We start from the raw sequence: 24,872 nt of genomic DNA, 5'->3' as shown, positions 1-24,872 counted from the left end.
TACATTAGTCTTTGCATTTTTTATATAGATTGTTTTTTGCCAAAGTATTGGCGCCATTTTGTTTTTAATGATGTAGTCATTGGTTCAGATGCTTCTTTTACTGCACAATATTTGTCTACCATCGTAACAATATAACTTTCTTTGTATTTCGGCGGTGCAATAGTTGCTCCCCACATATGCTTAATGATAATATCTCGTTCTAAATCAGAAAGCTCAGTTAATTTCTCCGCGTTTTTGACTGCGATTCTTGGATGCATATATGCATGCGTACCTTCATCAAACTTAGTTGTGCGCCAATCATAGTAAAATAAATCATGTAAAAGCCCTGCACGAGCAGTAGCTCTAGCGTCACCATTCCATTTTTTAGCTAGTTTATAACTGTAATAAGAAACGCTAATTGAATGATCTAAACGAGTCGAATGAACATGCTGTGTATAGTTACCTAAACGTTGTACTTCCTCAGTTGCCAATAAATCTTCCACATACGACATATATTCTTGATCTTCACGCCATTTTTCAGTCATTAATTCTGGTTCCACCTTTTTCATATAGCTAAACAGATCCGTCAATATTTCTTCCTTTGACTCAAAGAGCTATGTAATTTTGTCTATGTATATTTCCTTTTTAAACGTCTTTTTGACTTGATGAAAGTATAGCACTCAGTCTTTCTAAATACTAGGATTTTTGAATTCCGTAAACAAACTTTAATATTTGCTTTAAAAATATATTACTTTATTTTTTATAAAAAATAAGCCCAGAACGATTCGTTCCAGACTTATTTCTCTTTTTTTACATTTCTTCTGGTGCGTGTAAACCTAACAAACGTAAATCTTCTTTGATAATTGTAGCCATTGAATAAACAAGAGCTAGACGTGATTCTTTTTGTTCGTCATCCGCTAAGATTTTTACATGGGCGTAATATTTGTTAAATGCTTGAGCAACTTGGATTGCATGTTTCGCAATGACTGATGGCTCATATTTTTCTGCCGCTTGTAATACGATTTCAGGGAATTTTTGTAGAAGTTTAACCACTTCCCAACTCTCTTTATCGTTTAACTCATAATTTTTTGTTTCATCAATTGTAAATTCTGCTTTTCTAAGAATACTCATCGCACGAGCATGCGTATATTGAACGTAAGGTCCTGTCTCTCCTTCGAAACGAACAACTTCTTCTAACACAAAATCAAAATTATTCAAACGATCATTTTTCAGGTCATGGAAAATAACAGAGCCGATTCCTACTTGTCTTGCTACTTCTTCACGGTTTGGCAAATCAGGATTTTTTTCCATGATTTGTTTATTTGCCAATTCAACGGCTTCATTCAGCACTTCTTCTAACAGAACAATTTTACCTTTACGAGTAGATAATTTTTTGCCGCCTTGTGTAATCAAACCAAAAGGAATATGGTGCATATCTTCTGACCAATCAAAACCAAGTTCTTTCAATACTGCTTTCAATTGTTTGAAATGATTACTTTGTTCGTTTCCTACAACATAAAGTGATTTTGCAAAGTCATATGTGCGTTTACGGTACAACGCTGCTGCTAAATCACGTGTGATATAAAGCGTTGCCCCATCTGATTTTTTGATTAAAGCTGGATTTAAGTCATATGCAGATAAATCAACGATTTCTGCCCCTTCGTTTTCTTGCAACAAATGTTTTTCTTCAAGCATTGTCACAATTTCATCCATTTTATCATTATAAAAGGCTTCACCATTATAAGAATCAAACGAAACTTCAAGCATTGAATAAATTTTGTCAAACTCTTTTAATGATTCTGTACGGAACCACTGCCATAATTCTGTCGCTTCTTGATCGCCTTCTTCTAGCTTTTTAAACCACGCGCGTGCTTCATCTTCTAACTCAGGCTGAGTTTCGGCTTCTTCATGAAAATGGACATATAAACGCAGCAATTCATTGATTGGCGCATTTTTAACCGATTCTTCAGAGCCCCATTTTTTATAAGCAACAATCAGTTTCCCAAATTGCGTTCCCCAATCCCCCAAATGATTGATACGAACTGGCGCATAGCCAATTTTTTCTAAAATAAATGCAATGGAATTTCCAATAACTGTAGAACGAAGGTGCCCCATTGAAATTGGTTTGGCGATATTCGGTGAAGACATATCAATTGGTACCTTTCCATTACCTCCAATTGTGCTATCTCCGTAATGCCCTTTTTGTTTAGCAATTTGACCAATCACTGCTTGGCTAATCATTTTTTTATTCATAAAGAAATTTAAATATGGACCGACAACTTCAATCTTTTCAAAATTTTGTCCATCCATTTTCTCAGCTAACTCTGCTGCAATTTGCTGTGGTGCTTTACGGTAAACTTTAGCTAGTGAAAAAGCTGGAAAAGCCACATCCCCATGTTCAACTGATTTTGGATTCTCTAACAGTTGTGTCACTTGCTCCAATGATAAATCCTCTGCTACTGCATCATGAATCGCTTTTGCGACGATTTCTTTATTGTTCATAGTGTATCCTCCTATAAAATAATAGTTTGTTCGTTCATTATAATTAACCTATTTTTACGAAAAAACAAAAAATCCCTAGTGTTAAAAAACACCAGAGACGAGATTTTCCCGCGGTACCACTCTACTTGTCCATAAAAATATGAACCCACTTAATCTGATAACGGTAGATTGCCGTCTGCATCTGCAGATTCTCCAAAGTGCGCTTCCTTCATTTCATTATTTTCGGCTCTCACCCTCCCGAAATCGCTTTGTTAATTAAAATGAAGTACTCTCTTTTTCACTGAATCCTTCTTAAACTCGATTTATTATAGCAAATTTTTTTCTATCTGCATAGTCTCATCTGCTTAAATTGCAGAGAAAGCAAGACTGGGCTCAGCATTTAAAGAATAATCAGCAAAATGCCCTTTTTCTGCTTCTACAAAAGCGGCTGCACCAATCATCGCTGCGTTATCCCCGCACAATCTAAGCGGCGGAACGATAAAAGTCACATCGGGGAGTTCTTTTTTCACCTCAGCACTTAATCTCGTACGCAATCCTTGATTTGCAGCGACACCGCCTGCCATGACTAATTGTTTAATTGGGTATTCCTTGCATGCTCGGATTGTTTTATCTACTAAAACATCAATCACGCTTGCTTGAAAGCTTGCAGCTAAATCTTCCGTCGATAGCTCTAGACCTCTCTGTTCAGCATTATGAACGGTATTAATAAACGAACTTTTCAACCCGCTAAAGCTAAAGTCATAATTGTCTTCTTTAATCATCGCTCTAGGAAAATGATAGCTATCTACCCCTTTATGAGCCAACTCATCAATTTCTTTTCCACTAGGGTAAGCTAACCCTAAAACTCTACCTACTTTATCATAGGCTTCGCCAGCCGCATCATCTCTTGTTTCACCAATGATTTCAAACGATCCGGTTTCTTTCATATACACTAATTCTGTATGTCCACCACTCACCAGCAATGCCATTAAAGGGAATTGTAGTGGTTCTTCAAAGTGAGCAGCATAAATATGTCCAGCCATGTGATTGACAGGAATCAACGGTAAATCATGCGCCCAAGCAAATGCCTTCCCAGCAGATAACCCGATTAATAATGCCCCGACTAATCCTGGTCCATACGTTACAGCTACGCCGCTTAATTCCTCAGGCTCCACGTTTGCTTCAGCCAACGCATCATCAATGCATAATGTAATTTCTTCTACATGATGACGACTAGCAACTTCTGGAACAACCCCGCCAAATCTTTGGTGACTTTTTACTTGCGAGGCCACAATATTCGCTAAAATTTTATCGCCATCTTCAATAACCGCAACGCTTGTTTCGTCACAACTACTTTCGATTGCTAGTATCAATTTTCTTTCTTTACTAAAAAAAGTCATAGACTCACTTCCTTAACATTTAAACACATAACGAACCCATCTTCTTTAGGATGGCTATAATAATTTTTACGACGACGGATCATTTTAAATCCTATTTTTTCGTACAGCCTTTGCGCAGGTACATTAGAGCTGCGAACTTCTAAAAAAATTTGAAGAATGTCTTTTTTTACAAACTCCTGAACAGCTTTTCTTAGAAGTTCAGAGCCGTAACCTTGCTTTTGATACGTTTGGTGAATCGCTACATGCGTGATTTCAACTTCATCTAAAATCAGCTGATAACTAACAAATCCAATCCAGCATTCTTTGTCCACTAAAACGAGATATTCACTTGTTTCATTAGCTAAATCCAGCTTAAACTGTTCTTTTGACCATGGAGATCCGTGATCATAAGAGGCTTCACTTAAATGCCAAATCTTATCTGCACCTTGTTCAGTTGCTACTTCTTTTTTTGTATAATACATTCGTTCACACTTCTTTTAAAAATAAAATCATCTCCAACGCATCTTCTTTATCTTGTTCATAATAATCTGGTTTGATTGTATTGGAAATGAAACCAAGTTGCCGATACACACGTTGAGCATTTTTATTACTTAATCTGACTTCTAAAGAAATTTTATCGCAATGATTCATCGTCGCAAATTGCTGGATTTCTCGAATTAAAAAACTACCAATCCCTTTGCCTTGATACCTTGTCATTACAGCGACATTTGTGATGTGCGCCTCTTTTCCAAAGATGCGACAACCAATAAATCCAATCGTTTGCTCGTCTTTTTGAATAAGTAAGTATAAATGAGGATCAGAGGATTGTAACTCCATTAAGAAAGCCGTTTTTGTCCAAGGAAGTTCTCCTGCATAGACTTCTCGTTCAATAGATAGTAAATCTTTAATATCCTCTAATACAATACCACGAACAAAATAGGTTTCATTAGAAATTTCGACTTCTTTTTCGTCATAAGGTCTGTTTTTGAAAAAAAATCCTAAAATATTATGAATGAGATTAAATTTTTTCGACATAATTTTCTACCTCTGGCGTATGTTCTTTTAACCAATTTTCTTCTGCTTCCACTCGTTTTAAATAGTCTGGTAAAAACTGATGAATATTTTTTTCAGGCGTAGCTAGTCTGCCTAATTCTGAAAGCGTCGCTCCATTTGGAATTTGCCAATTGGGAATATCACAAATTTCAGCAGTAGGTAATGCTTCTTCAATTTGATTGCGAAAGTTTTCAACATCGCTACCGACAAAGTAAACATTAGGAAATTCAGCTAATTTTTCCAACCATGAATCCAAAGAAATATGTCGATCATAGAGCACAGTCTCTAGCGTACCATTTATATACTCATAGCCTCCTGTATAAACATTGTTTCTTCTTGCATCAAATATAGGGACTATCATCCCTTCAATACCAACACAATTTGCGGCAACTGTTTTTAAACTAGAAATTCCAACTAATTCTTTTTTTAGCGTATACGCCAGTGTTTTTGCAGTGGTCACTCCGATTCGTAACCCTGTATATGAACCTGGACCTTGAGCGACAACGATTCGATCAAGATCTTTGGGTGTTAAACCAACTTCTTTTACTACTTGTGTAATTGCCGGCATTAATGTTAGGCTATGATTTTTTTTACAGTAATAGTATGTTGTCCTAATAATTTTCGCTCTTCACAAACGGCAATCGTTAATGTTTGATTAGAGGTATCTATTGCTAAAATCCGCACATAAATCCCTTTCTTTCCTTATTATAGTTGTTTTATTGTAGCATATTTTTATTTCTCCGTAAAAAAATGAATGTACGACACCAAAACATTATTTTTCTTATTTATAATTTGCTTCTAAATAATCAATCAGAGGTTTACTAATATTTGTGGCTGTATCATTTTTTCTGGAGTCCTCAACCATAATCATTGCTGAAAACTTGTTGCTGCTTCTATCCATCGCTAACAGAAAACTATTTTCTTTACCAACAGTATCTTGTTTATCTTTGATTTCAGCCGTGCCTGTTTTAGCAGCTAGTGAAAAATCAGGATTATACATATTATGGACATAGCCTGTTTCATCTTCCACACTTCCAAGCAAATCAGTTGCAATCGTGTTCGCTGCATTCGAGCTTATTAAGTTTTCTTTCACCTTTGTTTCTTTATTTAGCTCAATTTTAGGGTAAACTAATTTCCCTTCATTTTGAAATACAGTATACATTGCTGATTGTTGAATTGGCGAAACTAATAATTGACCTTGTCCATAGCCTGTATCAGCGAGTAAAATCTCTGATTTAAATGTGTCCTCATTAGAAATCTGAGCTGGGTTCATTGGAATCGCTAAGTCTAGCTTCTCACCAAAAATAAATTTATCAAGCCCTTTTCTAAACGTATCTTCCCCCATACGTAATGTTTGTTCTGCAAAATAAATGTTATCAGAATTAACTAGAGCTGTTCGTAAATTAACTGGACTCGCTTCTTTAACACGTGTGACAAAATAATCTCCCCAAGAGGCATCTTTTTGCCATTTTAATCCATTAATAGCTATTTCTTCTTCTGGCTTCAACGTTCCAGCATCCAACCCAATGGCACCGGTAATCGTTTTAAAGGTTGAACCTGGTGCATAGCCTGTCGCAAAACGTGCGGTAAATGGCAAGTTTTCATTATTAGCGTATGCATCATACTCTGCTTGAGAAATACCATTTGCCATCTTATTTGGATCAAAGGATGGTGAGCTGACAGTCGCTAATAAATCGCCTTGTTGAGGATTCATGACTACTGCACTACCTGGTCGGTTCACAAAAATATCATAAGCTTGAGATTGTACATTTTTATCAATCGTCAGCTTAATAGTCAGACCATCTTTTTTACCAACCTTTTGGACACTCTCTTTCACTGCTCCATGTTCATCAGTGATATCGATACTTCCACCATCTTGCCCTCTAAGTTCTTTATCATATGCTTGTTCTAAACCGACTTTACCAATCACACCTGAACTGCTCAACTTCGGATTTTTTTCAATATCTTCAGCAGTAATGTTTCCCACATAACCAACCAATTGAGCTGCGGCTTCTTTTAATGGATAATACCGAACGATTTTATCTTGAGATGCCGCACCTTTAGTAAGAGTGGTAATCGGATCAAAAGACATTTTCAGTGGAACAAACGAATCAGGTTTCACCCAATTTTGTTTTAATTTTTGTTCGATATCTTCCACAGAAATACTAAATTGCTCACTAAAATCCTTGATATTCTTTGCTCTTTCTTCCCCTTCACCAAGCTTACCGGGAACAAGCCCCACTTGATCGAACGCTGCATTCACAGCAAGACCTTCACCATTTCGATCAACGATTTCCCCTCTGGCTGCCTGTTCCACATTTATTGATACTTTGTCTTGACCAGACATTTTTGGAAAAATCAAATTAGGAGCCCAAACGATTTTATACTCTTCCCCCGACTTTTTGAGCGTCGCTTTATAAGATAAATTCTCTAATTTCCCTAAAGGGGTTGTCATCTCTAATTTGTAGGTAAACGTATATTGATCATTTTTTCCACGAACTACTTTTACATCTTTACTTTTGATTCCTTGCGCTTGGATTCCTGAAAAAATTGTTTGATATTTTTCAACAAGCTGGGTATTGGTATATCCACTATCTTTCACAGATGCTTCATTCACTACGTCTGAAATTTTGTCAAATTTTTGTTTAGAGAGAGAGGCTAAAAAAACATTTGCTGATTTCTCTGCTTGTTTTAACTCTTTTTCATTTTGCCAAGTACTATAAGCAAAATAGCCCCCAACTGCTAGTATAATGATTCCCACACCGCTAACAATTAAAACGACTGGCTTTTTCGACTGTTTTCTATTACTTCTTTGCACGTTCTGATCCCCCAAACCTTTTATCTAAATACTTTTATCTATTATACCTTACTAAATCAATAGTATGTACAAAAACAATTTTTTTAGGAAAAATATTAACAAAATAGATTCAGTCATTTTCCTCAACAATTTATTTTGCTGCCCCTATCAGGCTTTAGAGGTATTTACGTTTATTTTGCCTATGGTATAATATTTTTACTTACTACTTTTAGGAGGAATTTTAATGGGAATTATTAAGGCGGCAACAAGCGCAATTAGCGGAGGCTTAGCGGATCAATGGGTTGAAGTAATCGAACCTGCTACTATGAGTGATACTACAGTAATGACAAAAGGTGTCTTCGTTCGAAAAAACGACCGACGTGGGGCAAACCGTAAAGGAACTGAAGATGTTATTACCGATGGATCAGTAGTTCATGTTTATCCAAATATGATGATGATTTTAGTTGATGGCGGAAAAATCATCGACTACACAGCAGAAGAAGGCTACTATACAGTCAAAAACGATTCTGCTCCTTCTGCCTTTAACGGCTCTTTGAAAGAAGCTGTTTCTGAAACATTTGATCGTTTAAAATTTGGTGGTGTGACACCGCAAAAACAACAAGTATTTTATATTAATTTACAAGAAATCAAAGGAATCAAATTTGGCACATCTTCGCCAATCAATTATTTCGATAATTTCTATAATGCAGAACTTTTTTTACGTGCACATGGTAATTATTCAATCAAAATTACAGATCCTTTATTATTCTTTACCAATGCTATTCCTAGAAATAAAAGCCAAGTGGAAATCGATGATATTAACGAGCAATATTTAGCTGAGTTTCTAACCGCTCTTCAATCAGCGATCAATAAAATGTCTGCTGATGGGGAACGAATTTCTTATGTTCCTTCTAAGAGCTTGGAACTAAGCAACTATATGAGCCAGGTGCTAGATGATCAATGGCGTGAATTGCGTGGAATGGAAATTGTTTCAGTTGCCGTAGCTAGCATTTCTTATACAGATGATTCTACGAAATTAATCAATATGCGTAATCAAGGAGCTATGCTTGGTGATCCTAGCGTTCGCGAAGGCTATGTTCAAGGAGCAATGGCACGCGGGATGGAGGCTGCTGGAAGTAATGAAGGTGGTGCAATGAACGGCTTTATGGGCGTTGGAATGGGCATGAACACAAGCGGTAATTATTTTGCTCAAGCGTCTCAATCCAATCAACAACAAATGCAAGAAAAACAAAATCAACAACAAGTTCAAGGAGCATCAGAAACATGGGCATGCCCACAATGCGGTACTGAAAATACTGGCAAATTTTGTTCAAATTGCGGCACACCTAAACCAACCGATGATAAACCAAAATTGGAAATGAAATGCAATGATTGCGGAGGCGTTGTCGACTTATCAAATGGCATTCCCAAATTTTGTCCACATTGCGGCAAGCCATTCCAAGGTGTTCCATTATAACAACAAATACTAAAGGAACAAAAGCTTATTTCCTAAGGAGTTGCTTTTGGCTCCCATCGTTTATTTGATTTTCAAGTGGCTGGGGTATGACTCATAGAGTTATGTCCCAGCCACTCTCTAAATCCAATAATCAGCATCTAATGAATAACGTTGGCAAAATCGAACAATTTCTCTGTTCAATTAACCAGTGTTTTTAAGTTTATATATTACTAATAAGAAAGGAATTATCATGACAGACACCTTTACACATAAATGCCCAAATTGCGGTGGTCCTTTGTTATTCGATCCCAAAGACCAAAAATTCCATTGTGAATACTGTTTAAGTGCATTTACAGAAACTGAGGTTACAGCTTACGAAGAAGCCCAACAAGAAGCGCATTTAGAAAATAATGTCGACTCTATTCAAGAAGAATCCTCTTCCTCTAAAACAACCGACGATATAAATGAAGAGGCAATGGAGTTATTTAACTGTCCAAGTTGTGGTGCCCAAATCGTTACCGAAGCAACCACAGCTGCAACTTATTGTTATTACTGTCACAATCCGGTTGTTTTATCCGGCCGTTTAAGCGGACAATTTCTTCCAGAAAAAGTCTTACCCTTTGCCATCGAAAAAGATGAAGCGGTAGAAAAGTTTTTAACTTGGACGAAGAAAAAGTGGTTTATCCCAAAAGACTTTTTCAATAAAGAACAAATTGACAAAATGACCGGTGTCTACTTCCCTTACTGGGTTGTCGATGCTGAGGTTAATGGGCAAATGAATGCCATGGGAACGACTATTCGAATTTGGCGAGTTGGAGACATTGAATACACCGAGACAAAACAATTTGATATTGAACGCCAAGGGAACATTTCATTTAAAGAATTAATTAAAAATGCCCTTTCCAAAAATGTACAGCAAAAAATGGTCGAAGCTGTTCAACCGTTTTTACTTGATAAAGCTGTTTCTTTTAAGAGCCAATACCTTGCTGGATTCCAAGCAGAAAAACGTGATATTGAATATGAAGGAATTAAGCAAGCTGTAGAGGAAGAATTAAAAGAGTACTCTGAGTCTTTACTAAGAGACACAGCATCTGGTTACACTACATTAAATAAATTACGAACAGATATTTCATTAAACAACCAAGAAAACCACTATATGCTTTTACCAATCTGGGTTGTAACCTACCGAAGTAATGATAAATCAGATAAAGTATATTATTACGCTATGAATGGGCAAACCGGGAAAGTCAGTGGTATTCTCCCTATCAGCTATAAACGCTTAGGTGTATTCACTTTTGGTATTTTTGCTACATTATTAGCTGTCTTCTTGATTGGAGGTTGGTTTATATGAAAAAACTTATTTTTACACTCCTATCGTTAGTATGCTTACTCTTCAGCTTCTCTATGTCCGTTCAAGCAGCAAGTGACTCAATCGATGATCAAGCGTCACTTTTTACACCAGAAGAAACGATAGAATTAAAACAAATGATTACTCCTTTCGAAACAAAATCAAAAGCACGTGTTTTTATTGTTACTAATACTGATAATGATATGGATCCAAAACGATTTGCGGATTACTATCTGTTAGATCGAATTGGTAAAGATCAAAACGGTATCACGTTTTATATTGATATGAACAAAAGAAAATTTATCATCTCTACTTCCGGCAATATGATCGACTATATGGATGACAAAAGAATTAATCAAACATTGGATGAACTCTCTGCAAGTATGGAAAGTGGTCATTATTTTCAAGCAGCAAAAAGTTTTTTGAAAAATACAGCCCACTATTTTGAGCAAGGTGTTCCTGGTGGTCATTATCGAATAGATAGTGAAACAGGAAAAATCACACGCTATAAATCACTGACAAAAACTGAAATTATGATTGCCTTGATCGTCGCAATCCTGTTAAGCGGACTCTTTTTTGTAGCAAGCATCTCTAAATACCAATTAAAATTTGGAACATACAAATACCCATTTAGAGAAAAGTCTCACCTTAATTTGACGAAACGAAGCGATACATTGATGCATTCATTTATTACTACTCGTCGCATCCCCAAAAATAATTCTGGCGGCGGTTCTGGTGGTGGAAGCAGCACTCATTCAACTGGGGGTGGAACATTTGGTGGCGGTGGTCGTAGTTTTTAACCGTTAAAATAACAGCATTAAAAAAACGGAGAGAAAAAATTAGATTCCGTTAGGAACATGAGGATAGGCATTTTATTTCTAGCGGAGTTCTTTTATCACTCTCTTCTAAACCTTTAGTCATCACTGAATGTTTTGCGACATTAAAAGTACGTTTATTATATAATAGGTTATACCCCTATTCGACTAAAAGAGAGGACAAATAATGAACAAATTACTAAGCTTAGTGATCTTTTCTATCTTTAGTTTATCGTTAACTGCTTGCAGTGCCGATAACAAAATCAATACTGAAAAAAAAGACTCTCACACAACTGTTACTCCTCCAAATTCAAAAAAACAAAGGACTGTTTATTTTAAAAATGATACCTTAAAAATCAATACCGCTACACTAAAACTATTGTCAATTGAAGTTTTACCTGCTAATAAAAGCTTACTAAGAGAAAAACCCCAACTAGCTATTATTTATGAAGTAAAAAATCATAGTAAAAAGAAACTTTCTGCTCAGACAGTTTGGATGTCTAGTATCGAACTAACCCAAGAAAGTGAAAATAAACGCACTAAATTACTTGTTGGATTAATTCCACAAGATGACAAATTCGCCCCATTTACTAGTCAAAAAGCAGACAATATAAAAACAAATAGCACGGCAAAAGCTGTTATCACCTATGATTTGGATGATACTACTACACCAATCAAACTCACAGCAACACAAGGTATGACAGGAAAAAAACTAGGCGAGAAAATAATTAACTTAAAGTAATTGAAAAAAATACGGACAAATAAGGATAGATCACCATACCAACAAGACCCGTTCAGACGCATCCTGTAATTATCACGTCGTAGAAAACTCATGCACATAATGTTATAATCATAGTGTTACAATTAACGTATTTAGGAATGGGGAGTTATTTTGAAAGAGTTAAAAACTATTTTAGTTGCATTGCTTTTAGTTGTTGTATTGGTAGGTTGCGGTTCAAAAAAAGAAGCTGAACCAGACTACACTGAAGCTCAAGCAGAAAAAGCTTTGAATGCTGGCGATGATTTAGAAGGTAAAACGGTGAAAATTAAAGTATTGGAGTATGTTCCAAACGGTCCATTAGGCTATACTATCCAAGCTGGAGAACACCTTAATTTCATTTCTTCTGATAATCCTAAAGTAAAAAAGGGAGATGAATTAGTGGTGAAAATCAAAAAAGTTGAAAGTGCACTTGGCTCGTTCATTATCTCTTATGATAAAGCGTAATCTATTAAACAAAAAGATCGGAACAGAAGCGTTTAGCCCCGAGAGATAAGAAGGAATTCACGAAAATGGTTCTTCAAATTTTTGTGAATTTCAGCTTATTTCCGAAAGGGTTCCTTCTGCCCTTTGTTTGCTTTTTAGGAATCTGAGCTATAACTTTTAGAATTATGTCCCGCACTCTTATATTATAACTAAAAAACTTACTAATCGAGCGTCAGAATTCAGAATAATGTATGTGGATAAGATGAATACTATTATCCTTTAAAGGATATAGTACTTACACTTTTTTAAGCAAAAAAAACAGACCTAAAAGTCCGTTGTTAAGCTATTTTATTCAGACACATGGCGGCACTCACTTAGTGCTGCTTCCTTCCGGATCTGACACGCTTCGCAAGCCCACCATTGTCCTAGCCTTTCGGCAAGATTTAGTATACCGCATTTTTGAGCGCTTGGCTAGTCCTTATTTTGATTTTTTAAAAGTTTCTTTTTTTCACGTAATAATCTAAAAAAATTAGACAATAATTCTCCACATTCCTTTTCTAAAATGCCAGACTCTACGTATGCTACATGGTTAAATCGGTTATCATCAAGTAAATTCATCAACGTTCCCGCTGTGCCTCCTTTAGGATCTTTAGCGCCATAATAAACTTCGTCCACCCTTGATAACAACATCGCCCCACTACACATCGGACAAGGTTCTAACGTTACAAATAATTGTGCTCTCTCTAAACGCCAATTATGCAACGATTGACACGCTTGTTTGATTGCGAACATTTCTGCATGTGCAGTTGCATCTTGACTGTCTTCTCTAAGATTATGTCCTCTCCCAATAATTTTTCCATCTAACACAACAACGGCACCAATTGGAACCTCTTGAATCCCTTCTGCTTTTTTTGCTTCTTTGATTGCTTCTTGCATGAACGTTTCTTTTTCTTCTATCGTTAAGTTGGACGTTTTTTCACTCAAATTATTACCGCCTTTCAATTTAGTAATCAGTAAACTTTTTTATCCTATTCATGGTACAATAAATCCGTGAGGTGTGTCTATGACTATTGAAGAATTAGTTGAATTATATCCTAGTGGCAAAATCAAAAAACACAAACCAACTACTACTAATGATCTTTCACTATTAGTTGGCGATCAATACTTTATTATTCCAAAAGAATTACTTAAAGCATCAGAAATTCGTTTATTAAAAAAATTATTCCCTTCCAAACTACGTACGGTCGACTCAGCCAAACATCCTTGGTATGGGTATCTTTTTGAGCAAATCATCGTTGAGCGAAAAGGAACATTCCGTATTTTACAATTTAAACTAAAAAAAACAAAAGACTTTCTACAAGTCGAATGGGAAAATAGTATTAAAGATATCTTTGAACACCAAGTCGATTTCTTTTTCACGACAGACAACCAGGGAATCATTGTCGAAAAATATGCACCTGGTTATTATACGAATGACGAATTGCAAAGTATTTTTTTAACGCTTGACGCTGATTTCGATACCTCAACAACTGTGTTTATCGGTAATTTTTATACAAATCATCCTTCTTTTTTTGAAGTCTTTCAAGAAGAACAACAAATTTTTGCTGAAGAATCAGCTATATTGAAAGGAAAAAACACCTTTTCATTAACTGATGTTGCCCTTCATTATTTTACAAAAAAAGCCATGGAGCAAAGTCAAATCGTTCAAAGCTTCCGTAATCAACTGACTTTAACAAGTGAACTGCAGCAGATTATTTTTTCTTTATGGCGTAATCAAGGGAATATTAGTTCCGCAGCGAAAGATTTATACATGCACAGAAATACACTCCACTACCGTGTTGAAAAATTCTATGAACAGACAGGGCTTTCGTTAAAAAAAATGGATGACCTCGTTTTTTGTTACTTACTGATTACAAAATAAAAAAATCGGGATTCACAAAAATTTTTGAAGCAATTTTCGTGGATTCCGACTTTTCTCTAAGCGTTAAATGTTTTTTCGTCCTCTTAAACTTCAATTTGTAATTAAATCATTTCTTCGACAAAACGGACAAGACGATCTTTTATATTTTCTGTATTATCTTTTAGCGACTCGCCATAAGCAGAAATTTTATTTCTACCTTCTTTGACCTTGCCCAATACATTCATCATAGAATCTAATTCATCGTCAGATAAATCATCTACAATTCCTAAAAGTTTTTCATTGCCGCCAAATGTATCGTTCACAAATTTCTTCGCTTTAAAACGATTTGATACATGATAAACTTTTTTCACAATTTTCTCTGATGCAATCACTGCTACAGAAACACTAGCAATTGCAGCAACACTTAAACCCAGACCAATTTTTGTTGAAGTTTTCATTTTATCAGCTCCCTCACATTATCTATTATAATGATAACACACTCTTAAAAATAGGGGTAATAAAACAAAAGCATCCTTTGTTTAATCTCTACGATTATTCCCACCAAACAATATAATTAGACGCAGTAATTGTAAAAAGGTAGCCAACGCAGCTGCCACATAGGTCAATGCCGCAGCAAACAAAACTTTCCTAGCCATTGGCACTTCTTCTTCAGTTAAAATACTGCCTTCTGACAAAATTTTCAACGCTCTACGCGAAGCATTAAACTCAACGGGTAACGTCACTAATTGGAAAAGTAATGCTAAAGAAAAAGCAATAATACCAATATTAATCAATGTCTGATTCCAGCTAAGCAAAACTCCTACTAAAATAAGCGGAAATGAGATTGTTGAACCAATATTCGCTACTGGCACAATCGCAGCTCGAATTTTTAAGGGGCTATAACCTGTATGATCTTGTACAGCATGCCCACATTCGTGTGCAGCCACACCTATAGCCGCAACTGAAGTCGATTGAGCTGTTGCCTCTGACAAACTCAATATTTTATTACCGGAATTATAGTTATCTGTCAAATCCCCTGAAATTTGTTGAACACCGACATTATTAATATGTTCTTTTTCTAAAATGTACTGTGCAGCTTTTGTGCCAGTCACATTATTTCTACTTTGTACTTTATCATATTTTTTAAAGGTACTATTTACGTAAGCAGAAGCTGCCATCGAAATAAGCAGTCCAATAATCACCAAAAAATATGTTGGATCAAAAATACCATAAAACGGCATCATGTTTCATCCCTTCCTTTCATTTTCTTTATTGTATCATGAGATTCTAAAAAAAGTATAACTATATCTTGACTAAATAATGAAACAATTTGATGATCTGCTAACAAAATTGTCACATTAATTTAAGCCAATTCAATGGCACTTTCAACAAAAAAAAGTCATACTGTAACCAAGAGGTGAAAAACTTGAAAAAACTATTATTTTTTTTCCTACCATTTGTACTTTTAGTTGGGATCTCTTGGTTTGGCTATGATTATTATTTTGGCGGAAGAGCGTATTATACTCAGATCGAAACACCTGGAGAAGTTAAAAGCGGAAAATTTTCAAATGGGGAAAAATATACCGAATACAATTACACACAAAAGGCCTTTAATGGTAGCGGGGAAAAAACCGTTCAAAAATTGAGAGAAATCAGAGATCAACCTTTACGCATTAACGCCTATTTAAAATTAAAAGTAAATCCTCGTAAAGGGGTCATTAGTTGGGAAGAAGTATCAGAAAAAGACGTCCCCAAAAAAGCACTCGAACAACTGGAAAATTAATCAAGCACTGCCCCCTTCGCTTTTCTTTATTAGACAACGAGGAGGTAGTGCTTATACATTTTTATAACTGATTACTGATTTTTTCGATATTTTTTAAAACGATAGACACTGTTCCATCTGGATTATTAACAAATTCAATCAAGTCACCGTTCCTATACACATCTATTGGTACAATTAATTCGATTCCATTACTCATTTTTAACTTTTGTTTTCCAAACTTTTTTTCTGAGATTTCTCTAGCTTCTCTCACAGGTGGCGTTTTGTCAACAAATTTTGATTCATTCACTTCATCTTGATAGGCCATTCTTGCAGAGATGTTTTCCTTAAATACAAGCTCAGCTACTTGTTCATTATCAATAGTACCGGTTTCTTCGATACTTTCATAAACAGCTTCTTTTACAGATGCGATTAACTCAAATTCATCTTCATTAAATTTTTTACCAATTCGCTTTACGGCTTTTTTGATTTCTTTCATATTTTCTTCAATAGAAGGTGCAGGCTGAGATTCAATCACTTTTTCTGAAAAATACCAAACTTTCTCACCTGAAAATTCATATCGTTTTTCTAATAATTCATAGGCTAACGAATCAAGATTAACCGTCATTCCCTCATCTGGTTTTTGCGATTTTGATGGCAATATTGCTCTGTTAATAATCAGCTTGTTGTAAACCGCTTCATCTTCATAATCCACATAATGCGTGTAGCTCTCTTTATAGTTCAATTTAATCATTGCTAAATGCATCACTGTATCTAATTCATATAAAATAAAAAGTACATCTGCACTTGGAGCATCCTCACTACCTGAATAAACATCATACCAATGTTGAGCAAGTTGCTGACTTTTTTGAATAAAATCATTGGGAATCCCCCGCATCTTATCAACAAACGCACTTTCTTCCGCTAAAATTCCTGTTTTGGTTTGCGCTGTTGAAAGCTTCGTTATCTTACTCGTTAGATAAACGCGAATATATTCTGTCGTTAAATCTAATTCTTTTGCTGAAAACACCGGAGTTCCAGTCTCACGATCAATAATGTGTAAAATTGCACTTTTTAAATAAATATCCATCTGTCATTCTCCCTTTTTTTTAGCCTTATTTAGTCTACCTGAAAGAACAAAAAAAGCCAACTATTTTAATAAAAAATAGTGGCTGATTTTTCTACATAAAAAGAAATTGTGAAAGAAGGAATTGCTTTTACTTCCAGCCTGTACTCGATTTTCAGGTGGCTGAGATATGAATTGTAGAGTTATGTCTCTCTCATCCTTTTAGGACAAATGAATATTGAGAATAAAGTATTAAAAAAATCGCACTAATTCCTCTCTATAATCCTTGATTTTCTTCTGTAAATAATTTCCCTGTCACTTCATCAACAGGATCAAGTTTATTAAAAATACCTTTCATTCTAAAAATATACGTTAAAATAAACGGCACAACAACAGCGATTAACATTGCTCCGAAAAAGGCTAGGTAATACTTAGGAACAATTGATAAAATTCCAGGTAAACCACCTACGCCAATACTAATGGCTTTAACATCAAATAATGTAGAAAAGAGTCCAGCACATGCAGAGCCAATCATACCAGCTACAAAAGGATATACATATTTTAAATTAATCCCAAACATTGCTGGTTCTGTTACACCTAGATAACATGAAATCATTGCAGGAATAGATACTTGTTCCTCTTCTTTATTCCCTCTATGCATAAATACCACTGCCAATACCGCTGAACCTTGAGCAATATTTGATAAAGCAATCATCGGCCACAAGTTCGTTGACTGAAAATCTGCGATTAGCTGTAAATCAATGGCATTCGTCATATGATGCAAACCAGTAATGACTAAAGGAGCGTACATAAAACCAAAAACAGCGCCGAACAACCAATTCACAGAGGATGTTAGTCCAGCATTAACAATATCAGAAATCCAGCTACCTACAGCCCAACCAATTGGACCTAAAATAACGTGTGCAGCTAAAACTGTCGGAACTAATGCAAATAAAGGAACAAAAATCATCGAAACCGCTTGCGGTATAATTTTTCTGAAAAATATTTCTAGGTATGCAAGTAAAAATCCTGCTAACATCGCTGGAATTACTTGTGCCTGATAACCAATCATATTAACCTGTGCGAATCCAAAATCCCAAAACTGAATATCAGCGGCAGCAGTACTTGCTACAGAATAAGCATTTAATAATTGCGGAGATACTAATGTAATTCCCAAGACAATACCAAGAATTTGTGTGGTTCCCATTTTTTTAGTGATACTCCAAGTAATTCCCACTGGTAAAAACTGGAAAATCGCTTCCCCTATCAACCATAAAAATGAATTCACGCCACTCCAAAATTGTGAAACTTCAACTATTTTTTGTCCATCTAAAAAGCCAAAAGGAATTCCCTCTAATACATTACGAAATCCTAAAATAAGTCCGCCAATAACCAATGCTGGAATCAACGGTGTGAAAATTTCTGCTAAAACCGATATCGCTCGTTGAACAGGATTTAAATTTTGTTTTGCAACAGCTTTCCCTTGATCTTTAGAAACACCTTCAACTCCTGAAATAGCAGAAAAATCATTGTAAAACTGCGCAACCTCATTACCAATAATCACTTGAAACTGTCCTGCGTTAGTGAACGTTCCTTTAACCGAAGGAAACTTCTCGATCGCTGCTGTATCGGCCTTATTCGGATCATTTAACACAAAACGCATCCGAGTTGCACAATGTGAAACAGCAGCAATATTCTCTTTGCCTCCAACCTCCTCTAACAATTTTTTTGCTTCTTCTTGAAACTTGCCCATGTTCTTGCTCCTCTCTTCTAACTTGTACATACAAGTTGTTTGTATTTGTATAATACTCTATTATTTATTTTTTTACAAGCGTTTTCTTTTTATAAATAAAACTTTTTTCCCTTTCTAATTTATTCAACGGCTAAATAACAACGTGCTATTCACTTAACCACGTTCTCAAATTACTGGAATTTATTCCATAAAATGGTACACTTAGTTTTATCAAATGAAATCGAACCATTGTCTAAAAATAATCGTTCAGTCGAGGTGAAAATGAAAAAGAAGACATTTACTCAAAAAATAAAAAAGCGGCTGTCCGCCGTTCAAATTATCGCTTTAGGTTTTATTCTCTTAATTTTTCTCGGAGGAACACTTTTGACATTACCTGTGTTTTCCCGTAGCGGACAAGCAACTCCCTTTATTGATGCTTTATTCACAGCTGTATCTGCTGTCTGTGTAACAGGCTTAACCACGCTTAACACCGCATTACACTGGAATGCATATGGACAGATAGTGATTATGATTTTAATTGAAATAGGCGGCTTAGGTTTTATGACAATGCCTGTGATGCTCTATTTCATTTTGAGGAAAAAAATCACATTGAGCACTCGAATATTACTCCGTGAGGCTCTTAATCTAGATGATATGTCAGGCGCCTTTCGCCTGATGATGTATGTTGTTAAATTAGCAACAATTATCCAGTTAATCGGTGCCATCTTACTATCAATTCAGTTCGTTCCAGAATTTGGATGGAAAAAGGGATTATTTTTTGGACTATTCCACTCCATTTCAAGTTTTTGTAATGCTGGTTTTGATTTGCTTGGTGACAGTTTGACCCCTTATCAATCCAACCCTTTTGTTTTACTTGTTGTAGCAGCATTGATTATTTCAGGTGGGCTTGGTTTTATTGTCTGGCAAGATTTATTGCATTACAAAGAAAGACGAAAATTCTCTTTGCATACTAAAATCGCTTTGATGACCACCGTTTCTTTATTGGTTGGCGGCTTCATTATTTTTTATTTAACAGAACATAATGCAGCCAATTTAACAACTGGAACCAACTTTATTGACCGTGTGGCAAACACTTTTTTTATGTCTGTAACGCCAAGAACTGCTGGTTACTACTCGATTGATTATATGCAAATGACGAATGCAGGACTTATTACAACAATCTTTTTAATGTATATTGGAGGAACTTCCGGTTCCACAGCTGGCGGACTGAAAACCACAACTTTCGCCGTATTAGTAATTCAAATCGTTTCAATTTTTAAAGGGCGTACACGAGCTGAATTCCAAGGACGCACGATTCGAAATAGTACCGTATTTCGTGCCCTGACATTATTTTTTATCACTTTGACGCTTTGCGTCCTTTCAATTATGCTTTTAACCGTTACTGAAAATATTCCAGAATCTTCCGGAATTGAATATGTTGCTTTTGAAGTTTTTTCAGCTTTTGGCACGGTAGGCTTAACAATGGGATTAACTCCTGAACTTACTTCTATAGGAAAAGTGATCATTATGTTGATGATGTATATTGGTAGAGTAGGCATTTATACTGTGGGCTTTTCACTTTTGACTAAAGGACAAAAGCAGCAAGCAAAATACAAGTATCCAGATGAGAGTGTTATGATTGGATAATGATTATATTGAAAAGGGAACATAAAACCTAATCCGTTTTATGCTCCCTTTTATTTATTCTATTGAAATATAAATATTAATTACATATTTTCACTTTTTTAAAAACTAAAACATAAAAATCCCATCTTCTATTGAAGATGGGAAAAGGAGTTTTACTCTAAAGAGTAAAATGAAAAAATAAAAAGGGTTGTTGTTGGTATGAATTTATAATACTATTTTTCAAAATAAATATCAACTAATAAGCCTTGACTATTTTTTTATTAAAATGTAAATAAACTAAATATTAACAAGTATTCATTTAACTTTTAGTTCGTGTAACATTCTAAATTTATCAATAATAAAAAATCCCATCTTCTATTGAAGATGGGAAAAGGAGTTTTACTCTAAAAGAGTAAAATGAAAAAATAAAAAGGGTTGTTGTTGGTATGAATTTATAATACTATTTTTTAAAATAAATATCAACTAATAAGCCTCTGAAATTTACATTTTTTTAAAAAAATATAAAAAGAATTTCATTACTTAAAAATACAAAATTTTCTATTCCAAATAATAATTTAAAAAGATATTCTCTTACATAATTAATTGGTGCTTTCCATCACTCTGTAAAATAAAAAACGACCCCGAAATGGGATCGTTATAAACATTCAAATTAGTTTTTTACGATATTTACTGCTTGTGGTCCACGTTGACCTTCTTCAATATCAAATGATACGCTTTGACCTTCGTCTAAAGATTTAAATCCATCACCTTGAATTGCTGAAAAATGAGCAAATAAATCAGTTCCGTTATCTTGAGTAATAAAGCCAAAACCTTTGTCTGCGTTAAACCATTTCACTGTACCTGTATTCATAAATGTGTTCCTCCTAGTGCTTTTGCACGATTAATTTGCAATACCTTTGTGATAAAAAAAAGAGGAATTAAACCACCCTTACGAATGAAATGACCTATTAATTTAATATTACAATTATACTACATTTATGATTATACGTCTCAACTATGTAGAAGTAAACACTTTTATCCTTTTATGAGAAAATACTAATATTCATACATTTCCCTAATTAAGTTCTCTCTAAAAAACAATATAAAAGCCCACTTCAATAGAAGTGGGACAAGGATAGTTATTTGTAAAGGTATTGATTTTTCAGACCTACTCATCTTACTATATAAATGCCATCCATGCAATACTTTTTATTATATGTTTGAGAAAAATAAGAAGCAAACCCGCAAGTTATACCTGCACATGCTTAATTTTTTGCTGTCACAACACCTAAAATCTGGTTACATTTAGTTCCTTTTCTGCAAATTCGCAGAAATGCAATGAATTCTCTTCGTCTAGTTGATTAGGAAAAACATTATTTTTTTACCATTACTTAATATCTCGCTTCCATCGTTATAGCAAGATACATAAATTCCATCTAAAAACGATTTAAATGAACCTGAAAGTTTCGTACCTCGTGTTTATTTAAAAATGAATTTTTTGATATCTTCCACAGCCATATTTTTATTTTCACCCAAAAATAACTGATGTCTTCCATTCTCATACATTTTTAAAGTTACATTTGTACTACCAGCTTTCGCTAAATAGTATGCACTTTTAAAATGAGTCGTTTCATCTTTTCTATTTTGTAAAATCAATATTTTTTTGTCACTCAAGAATTGTGTATTGTTTTTCAATTTTTTCTTTGTTTTTTGAAGTAACGACAAAAATTGAAAGCAAGAACGAATAGACGTTGTTTGAGCTGAACGAAAATAGTAAGCCAATTGCTCTTGTTTTTTGTATAACACGCCTTCTATAATATCTTGTATAATTACTTTAGCGTTATACAAATAGATTGGTGTACTGCATAAAATTAGTTGATCTACTGATTTTCTTTGGGAGAGTTGAATGGCCAATAATCCCCCCATTGAAAAACCAATACATGTAATCGCTGTATACGTTTTTTCAAGTTCATTTAATTTACTTGTAACATCCGCTATCCATTGATCAGCAGTCGCTTTTGAAAAATTTTGTTTATTTCCATCATGCCCAGTTAATCGTATCCAAAAAGATGCGAGGTTGTTTTTCTTTAAGTATTCATGTAAATATAAAATTTCTTTCTCATTTCCCCCGAACCCATGAATAATCAAGATCGCTCGTTTTCTCATAATAACCTACTTTCTTAGTAATAAAATAAACTTAACATACATAGAATTGTCTATTAAGCCACATGATTTTGTCCTGCTTACTATTTTACCCTGCTTCCCCCTGACTATTCTTCACTTTAGAATAAAATTTAACAAAAAAGAAAAGATCTAAACGTAGTCTATTCTGAAAATACAAAAAAGAACTGGCGAAATAACATTTCAACCACTTCTTTTTTGAATAGCTATTTTCTAGTCACTATAAATCTCTTCTGCAAAAGCAAATGCTGACCATGCTTTTGGCCATCCTGCATAAAAAGCTAAATGAGTAATCACCTCTACTATTTCTTCTTTCGTCACACCATTTTGCTTTGCTATTTTTATATGGGCTTCTAATTGCGCTGCCCCTTGTGTTAGTAAACTAGCACAAGTGATCAAACTACGATCCCTTGCTGAAAGTTGCCCTTCTCTGGACCAGATTTCACCAAATAAGACATCATCATTCATTTCCGCAAACTTAGGCGCAAATGCTCCTAAACAATCTCTACCAGCAGTTTGTTTTTTCATTAAGTAGGACTCCCATCTTTTATTCATTTTTTAACACATCATACACTTCATCTGAAACAGGCTCTAACCATTCGGGTGTTCCAGCAGTAATGGCTATATGCTCAAACCAACTATCTTTTGTCGCACCATGCCAATGTTTTACACCATCATACGTAACAATAACATCTCCAGCGGTTAAAAATTGGGCAGTTTCCCCCTCTTCTTGATACCAGCCTTCGCCTCCCGTTACTAATAAAAGTTGAAATCCGTCATGATGGATATGCCAATTATTACGACAACCTGGTTCAAAGGTCACATTGCCTACACCAACATTGATCTTAGGATCTGTAACCAAGTTTTTTAAGTAGCTTTGACCAATAAAATAGCGTGCATAGGTTTCATTTTTTTCTCCCGCAGGAAAAATCACACCGTTTTTTACTGCTTCGAATTTTGCCATCGTTTCTTCCTCCACCCATGATAAAATATATACGTTTATTTATGTCCAACAATTACATGTGGTACATAAGGTTCTTCTAGAAATGCCACTTCTTCTTCAGTTAACATTAAATCCAAAGCTGGAATAGCATTCGTTAAATGACTTTCTTTTGTTGCGCCAATAATCGGTGCGACTACTGGTTCTTTTTGAAGTAACCAAGCAAGAGCTACTTGCACCCGTTCAACACCGCGTTTTTCCGCAATTTCAGCAACTCGTTCCACAATGATGCGATCTTGATCTGCTGTTGTATCATATTTTGACTGCGCCATTTTATCTGTTTCAAAACGCTTTGTTTGTGCACTCCAATCACGAGTCAAACGTCCAGATGCTAATGGGCTATATGGTGTAACTGCAATTTTTTGATCCTGACATAAAGGCAGCATTTCTCTTTCTTCTTCTCGATACAAAAGATTTAAGTGGTTTTGCATGGAAACAAATTTAGTCCAACCATTTTTTTCTGCGACCGCCTGAGCCTTGGCAAACTGCCATGCAAACATGGCAGAAGCACCAATGTAGCGGACCTTGCCAGATTTCACGACATCATGTAAAGCTTCCATCGTTTCTTCAATGGGTGTGTTGTAATCCCAACGATGAATAATATATAAATCAACATAGTCCATCCCCAAACGCTCTAAGCTAGCATCGATTTGATGGAAGATTTCTTTTCGAGAAAGTCCGCCGCTGTTTGGTACATTTTTCTTCATTGTAGTAAACAGCTTTGTAGCAACCACTATTTCATCTCGATTGGCATATTCGTTTAGTGCTTTACCAAGAATTCGTTCACTTGCACCATATGAGTATACATTCGCTGTATCAAAGAAATTAATTCCTAACTCCAGAGCTTTTTTGATTACTTTTTTACTCTCTTCTTCCTCCAAGACCCACTCATGAAATCCGCTATTTGGATCGCCAAAGCCCATTGCACCTAGACAAATTCTTGACACTTCCATACCTGTATTTCCAAATTTTACATAGTTCATAGCATTTCCTCCTTGTGGTGATTCTTTTTTACCACTAATCATAGTCTAACTCTTTAAGTGAACTCTAAGTCAAGAGGTTTATCCGAAAAATAAAAAAACTTCTAAACCAAATC

At 35.1% G+C, this 24,872-nt stretch carries 24 protein-coding genes, 1 other RNA gene, 2 pseudogenes and 1 other annotated feature; of the genes and pseudogenes, 9 read left to right on the top strand and 18 right to left on the bottom strand.

The genetic code is table 11. The features are described from left to right. Nucleotides 1-20: 20 nt before the first annotated feature. The 7 genes and pseudogenes from A5880_RS15195 to pbp4 form a co-directional block, all read right to left on the bottom strand. On the bottom strand, nt 21-524 hold the full coding sequence (locus tag A5880_RS15195; protein WP_086330319.1) for an HD domain-containing protein: 504 nt from the start codon (nt 522-524) through the stop codon (nt 21-23). A gap of 265 nt (nt 525-789) precedes the next feature. After that, entirely contained in the window at nt 790-2,481 is a 1,692-nt protein-coding gene (gene argS, locus A5880_RS15190; RefSeq protein WP_086329907.1) for an arginine--tRNA ligase, read from the bottom strand. Between the two features lie 90 nt (nt 2,482-2,571). After that, nucleotides 2,572-2,771 (bottom strand) — a binding site (T-box leader). Between the two features lie 54 nt (nt 2,772-2,825). Then, the gene (gene tsaD / locus A5880_RS15185) at nt 2,826-3,860 is read right to left on the bottom strand and encodes a tRNA (adenosine(37)-N6)-threonylcarbamoyltransferase complex transferase subunit TsaD (protein ID WP_086329906.1); all 1,035 of its coding nucleotides are present in this window, start codon (nt 3,858-3,860) and stop codon (nt 2,826-2,828) included. Next, entirely contained in the window at nt 3,857-4,321 is a 465-nt protein-coding gene (gene rimI / locus A5880_RS15180; protein ID WP_086329905.1) for a ribosomal protein S18-alanine N-acetyltransferase, read from the bottom strand. The genes tsaD and rimI (A5880_RS15180) overlap by 4 nt, the downstream gene beginning before the upstream one ends. A gap of 4 nt (nt 4,322-4,325) precedes the next feature. Then, nucleotides 4,326-4,874 (bottom strand): ribosomal protein S18-alanine N-acetyltransferase, encoded by a 549-nt coding sequence (gene rimI, locus A5880_RS15175; RefSeq protein ID WP_086329904.1) that lies wholly within the window; start codon nt 4,872-4,874, stop codon nt 4,326-4,328. Beyond that, nucleotides 4,858-5,576: pseudogene (tsaB, locus tag A5880_RS15170) on the bottom strand (tRNA (adenosine(37)-N6)-threonylcarbamoyltransferase complex dimerization subunit type 1 TsaB). The gene rimI (A5880_RS15175) and the pseudogene tsaB overlap by 17 nt, the downstream one beginning before the upstream one ends. A 97-nt stretch (nt 5,577-5,673) precedes the next feature. Continuing rightward, nucleotides 5,674-7,710 carry a penicillin-binding protein PBP4(5) gene (gene pbp4 / locus A5880_RS15165; RefSeq protein WP_086329902.1) on the bottom strand — a complete coding sequence of 679 codons (2,037 nt, stop codon included), beginning with the start codon at nt 7,708-7,710 and terminating at the stop codon, nt 5,674-5,676. A 223-nt stretch (nt 7,711-7,933) separates the two neighbouring features. Here pbp4 and A5880_RS15160 point away from each other — a divergent pair, with 223 nt between their 5' ends. The 6 genes and pseudogenes from A5880_RS15160 to A5880_RS15135 all read left to right on the top strand — a co-directional run. Further along, the gene (locus A5880_RS15160) at nt 7,934-9,166 is read left to right on the top strand and encodes an SPFH domain-containing protein (protein ID WP_086329901.1); all 1,233 of its coding nucleotides are present in this window, start codon (nt 7,934-7,936) and stop codon (nt 9,164-9,166) included. A 229-nt stretch (nt 9,167-9,395) separates the two neighbouring features. Continuing rightward, a complete protein-coding gene (locus A5880_RS15155; RefSeq protein ID WP_086329900.1) occupies nt 9,396-10,496 on the top strand; it encodes a TFIIB-type zinc ribbon-containing protein in 1,101 nt (366 codons plus the stop codon). After that, a complete protein-coding gene (locus A5880_RS15150; RefSeq protein WP_086329899.1) occupies nt 10,493-11,293 on the top strand; it encodes a TPM domain-containing protein in 801 nt (266 codons plus the stop codon). Before A5880_RS15155 ends, A5880_RS15150 begins: the two co-directional genes overlap by 4 nt. A gap of 202 nt (nt 11,294-11,495) precedes the next feature. Beyond that, nucleotides 11,496-12,050 (top strand): DUF5067 domain-containing protein, encoded by a 555-nt coding sequence (locus A5880_RS15145; protein WP_086329898.1) that lies wholly within the window; start codon nt 11,496-11,498, stop codon nt 12,048-12,050. Nucleotides 12,051-12,200: 150 nt separating this feature from the next. Next, the gene (locus A5880_RS15140) at nt 12,201-12,533 is read left to right on the top strand and encodes a hypothetical protein (RefSeq protein ID WP_086329897.1); all 333 of its coding nucleotides are present in this window, start codon (nt 12,201-12,203) and stop codon (nt 12,531-12,533) included. A gap of 11 nt (nt 12,534-12,544) precedes the next feature. Then, a pseudogene (locus A5880_RS15135) lies at nt 12,545-12,679 on the top strand (DUF3788 family protein); the annotation flags it as partial. A 179-nt stretch (nt 12,680-12,858) separates the two neighbouring features. On the opposite strand, the gene ffs reads toward A5880_RS15135, so the two are convergent. Together ffs and tadA are read right to left on the bottom strand one after the other, a co-directional pair. Further along, nucleotides 12,859-12,943, bottom strand: an RNA gene (gene ffs / locus A5880_RS15130) — signal recognition particle sRNA small type. 40 nt (nt 12,944-12,983) lie between these two features. Next, the gene (gene tadA / locus A5880_RS15125; protein ID WP_086329896.1) at nt 12,984-13,496 is read right to left on the bottom strand and encodes a tRNA adenosine(34) deaminase TadA; all 513 of its coding nucleotides are present in this window, start codon (nt 13,494-13,496) and stop codon (nt 12,984-12,986) included. Nucleotides 13,497-13,575: 79 nt separating this feature from the next. On the opposite strand from tadA, the gene A5880_RS15120 reads away from it, so the two are divergent. Next, complete coding sequence (locus A5880_RS15120; RefSeq protein ID WP_086329895.1) at nt 13,576-14,433, top strand: helix-turn-helix domain-containing protein; 858 nt, start codon at nt 13,576-13,578, stop codon at nt 14,431-14,433. A gap of 101 nt (nt 14,434-14,534) precedes the next feature. On the opposite strand, the gene A5880_RS15115 is transcribed toward A5880_RS15120, so the two are convergent. Both A5880_RS15115 and A5880_RS15110 read right to left on the bottom strand, forming a co-directional pair. Then, nucleotides 14,535-14,870 carry a hypothetical protein gene (locus A5880_RS15115; RefSeq protein ID WP_086329894.1) on the bottom strand — a complete coding sequence of 112 codons (336 nt, stop codon included), beginning with the start codon at nt 14,868-14,870 and terminating at the stop codon, nt 14,535-14,537. Nucleotides 14,871-14,951: 81 nt separating this feature from the next. Then, on the bottom strand, nt 14,952-15,656 hold the full coding sequence (locus A5880_RS15110; RefSeq protein ID WP_086329893.1) for a zinc metallopeptidase: 705 nt from the start codon (nt 15,654-15,656) through the stop codon (nt 14,952-14,954). Between the two features lie 182 nt (nt 15,657-15,838). Between A5880_RS15110 and A5880_RS15105 the strand changes: the two genes are divergently transcribed. Further along, the gene (locus tag A5880_RS15105) at nt 15,839-16,195 is read left to right on the top strand and encodes a YxeA family protein (RefSeq protein ID WP_086329892.1); all 357 of its coding nucleotides are present in this window, start codon (nt 15,839-15,841) and stop codon (nt 16,193-16,195) included. Nucleotides 16,196-16,256: 61 nt separating this feature from the next. Here the strand turns inward: A5880_RS15105 and A5880_RS15100 are convergent, their stop codons facing one another. Beyond that, entirely contained in the window at nt 16,257-17,261 is a 1,005-nt protein-coding gene (locus tag A5880_RS15100; protein WP_086329891.1) for a nucleoid-associated protein, read from the bottom strand. A gap of 253 nt (nt 17,262-17,514) precedes the next feature. Beyond that, nucleotides 17,515-18,990 (bottom strand): PTS system trehalose-specific EIIBC component, encoded by a 1,476-nt coding sequence (gene treP / locus A5880_RS15095; RefSeq protein WP_086329890.1) that lies wholly within the window; start codon nt 18,988-18,990, stop codon nt 17,515-17,517. 261 nt (nt 18,991-19,251) lie between these two features. Here treP and A5880_RS15090 point away from each other — a divergent pair, with 261 nt between their 5' ends. Further along, nucleotides 19,252-20,616, top strand: a complete 1,365-nt coding sequence (locus A5880_RS15090; protein WP_086330318.1) for a TrkH family potassium uptake protein — start codon at nt 19,252-19,254, stop codon at nt 20,614-20,616. A gap of 649 nt (nt 20,617-21,265) precedes the next feature. On the opposite strand, the gene A5880_RS15085 is transcribed toward A5880_RS15090, so the two are convergent. From A5880_RS15085 to A5880_RS15065, 5 genes are all read right to left on the bottom strand, one after another. Continuing rightward, nucleotides 21,266-21,466, bottom strand: coding sequence for a cold-shock protein (locus A5880_RS15085; protein ID WP_010761095.1), 201 nt, complete (start codon nt 21,464-21,466; stop codon nt 21,266-21,268). Between the two features lie 608 nt (nt 21,467-22,074). Next, nucleotides 22,075-22,761, bottom strand: a complete 687-nt coding sequence (locus A5880_RS15080) for an alpha/beta hydrolase (protein WP_336577215.1) — start codon at nt 22,759-22,761, stop codon at nt 22,075-22,077. Between the two features lie 228 nt (nt 22,762-22,989). After that, nucleotides 22,990-23,304, bottom strand: a complete 315-nt coding sequence (locus A5880_RS15075) for a carboxymuconolactone decarboxylase family protein (protein WP_086329889.1) — start codon at nt 23,302-23,304, stop codon at nt 22,990-22,992. A 19-nt stretch (nt 23,305-23,323) separates the two neighbouring features. Beyond that, nucleotides 23,324-23,740 carry a cupin domain-containing protein gene (locus tag A5880_RS15070; protein WP_086329888.1) on the bottom strand — a complete coding sequence of 139 codons (417 nt, stop codon included), beginning with the start codon at nt 23,738-23,740 and terminating at the stop codon, nt 23,324-23,326. Nucleotides 23,741-23,775: 35 nt separating this feature from the next. After that, nucleotides 23,776-24,759, bottom strand: coding sequence for an aldo/keto reductase (locus A5880_RS15065; protein WP_086330317.1), 984 nt, complete (start codon nt 24,757-24,759; stop codon nt 23,776-23,778). Nucleotides 24,760-24,872 lie beyond the last annotated feature (113 nt).

The organism is Enterococcus sp. 4G2_DIV0659, from assembly GCF_002140715.2.
Taxonomy (GTDB): domain Bacteria; phylum Bacillota; class Bacilli; order Lactobacillales; family Enterococcaceae; genus Enterococcus_L; species Enterococcus_L mansonii.
Note: the sequence above shows the minus strand (reverse complement) of the source record. Positions and strands in the feature narration are given on the sequence as shown.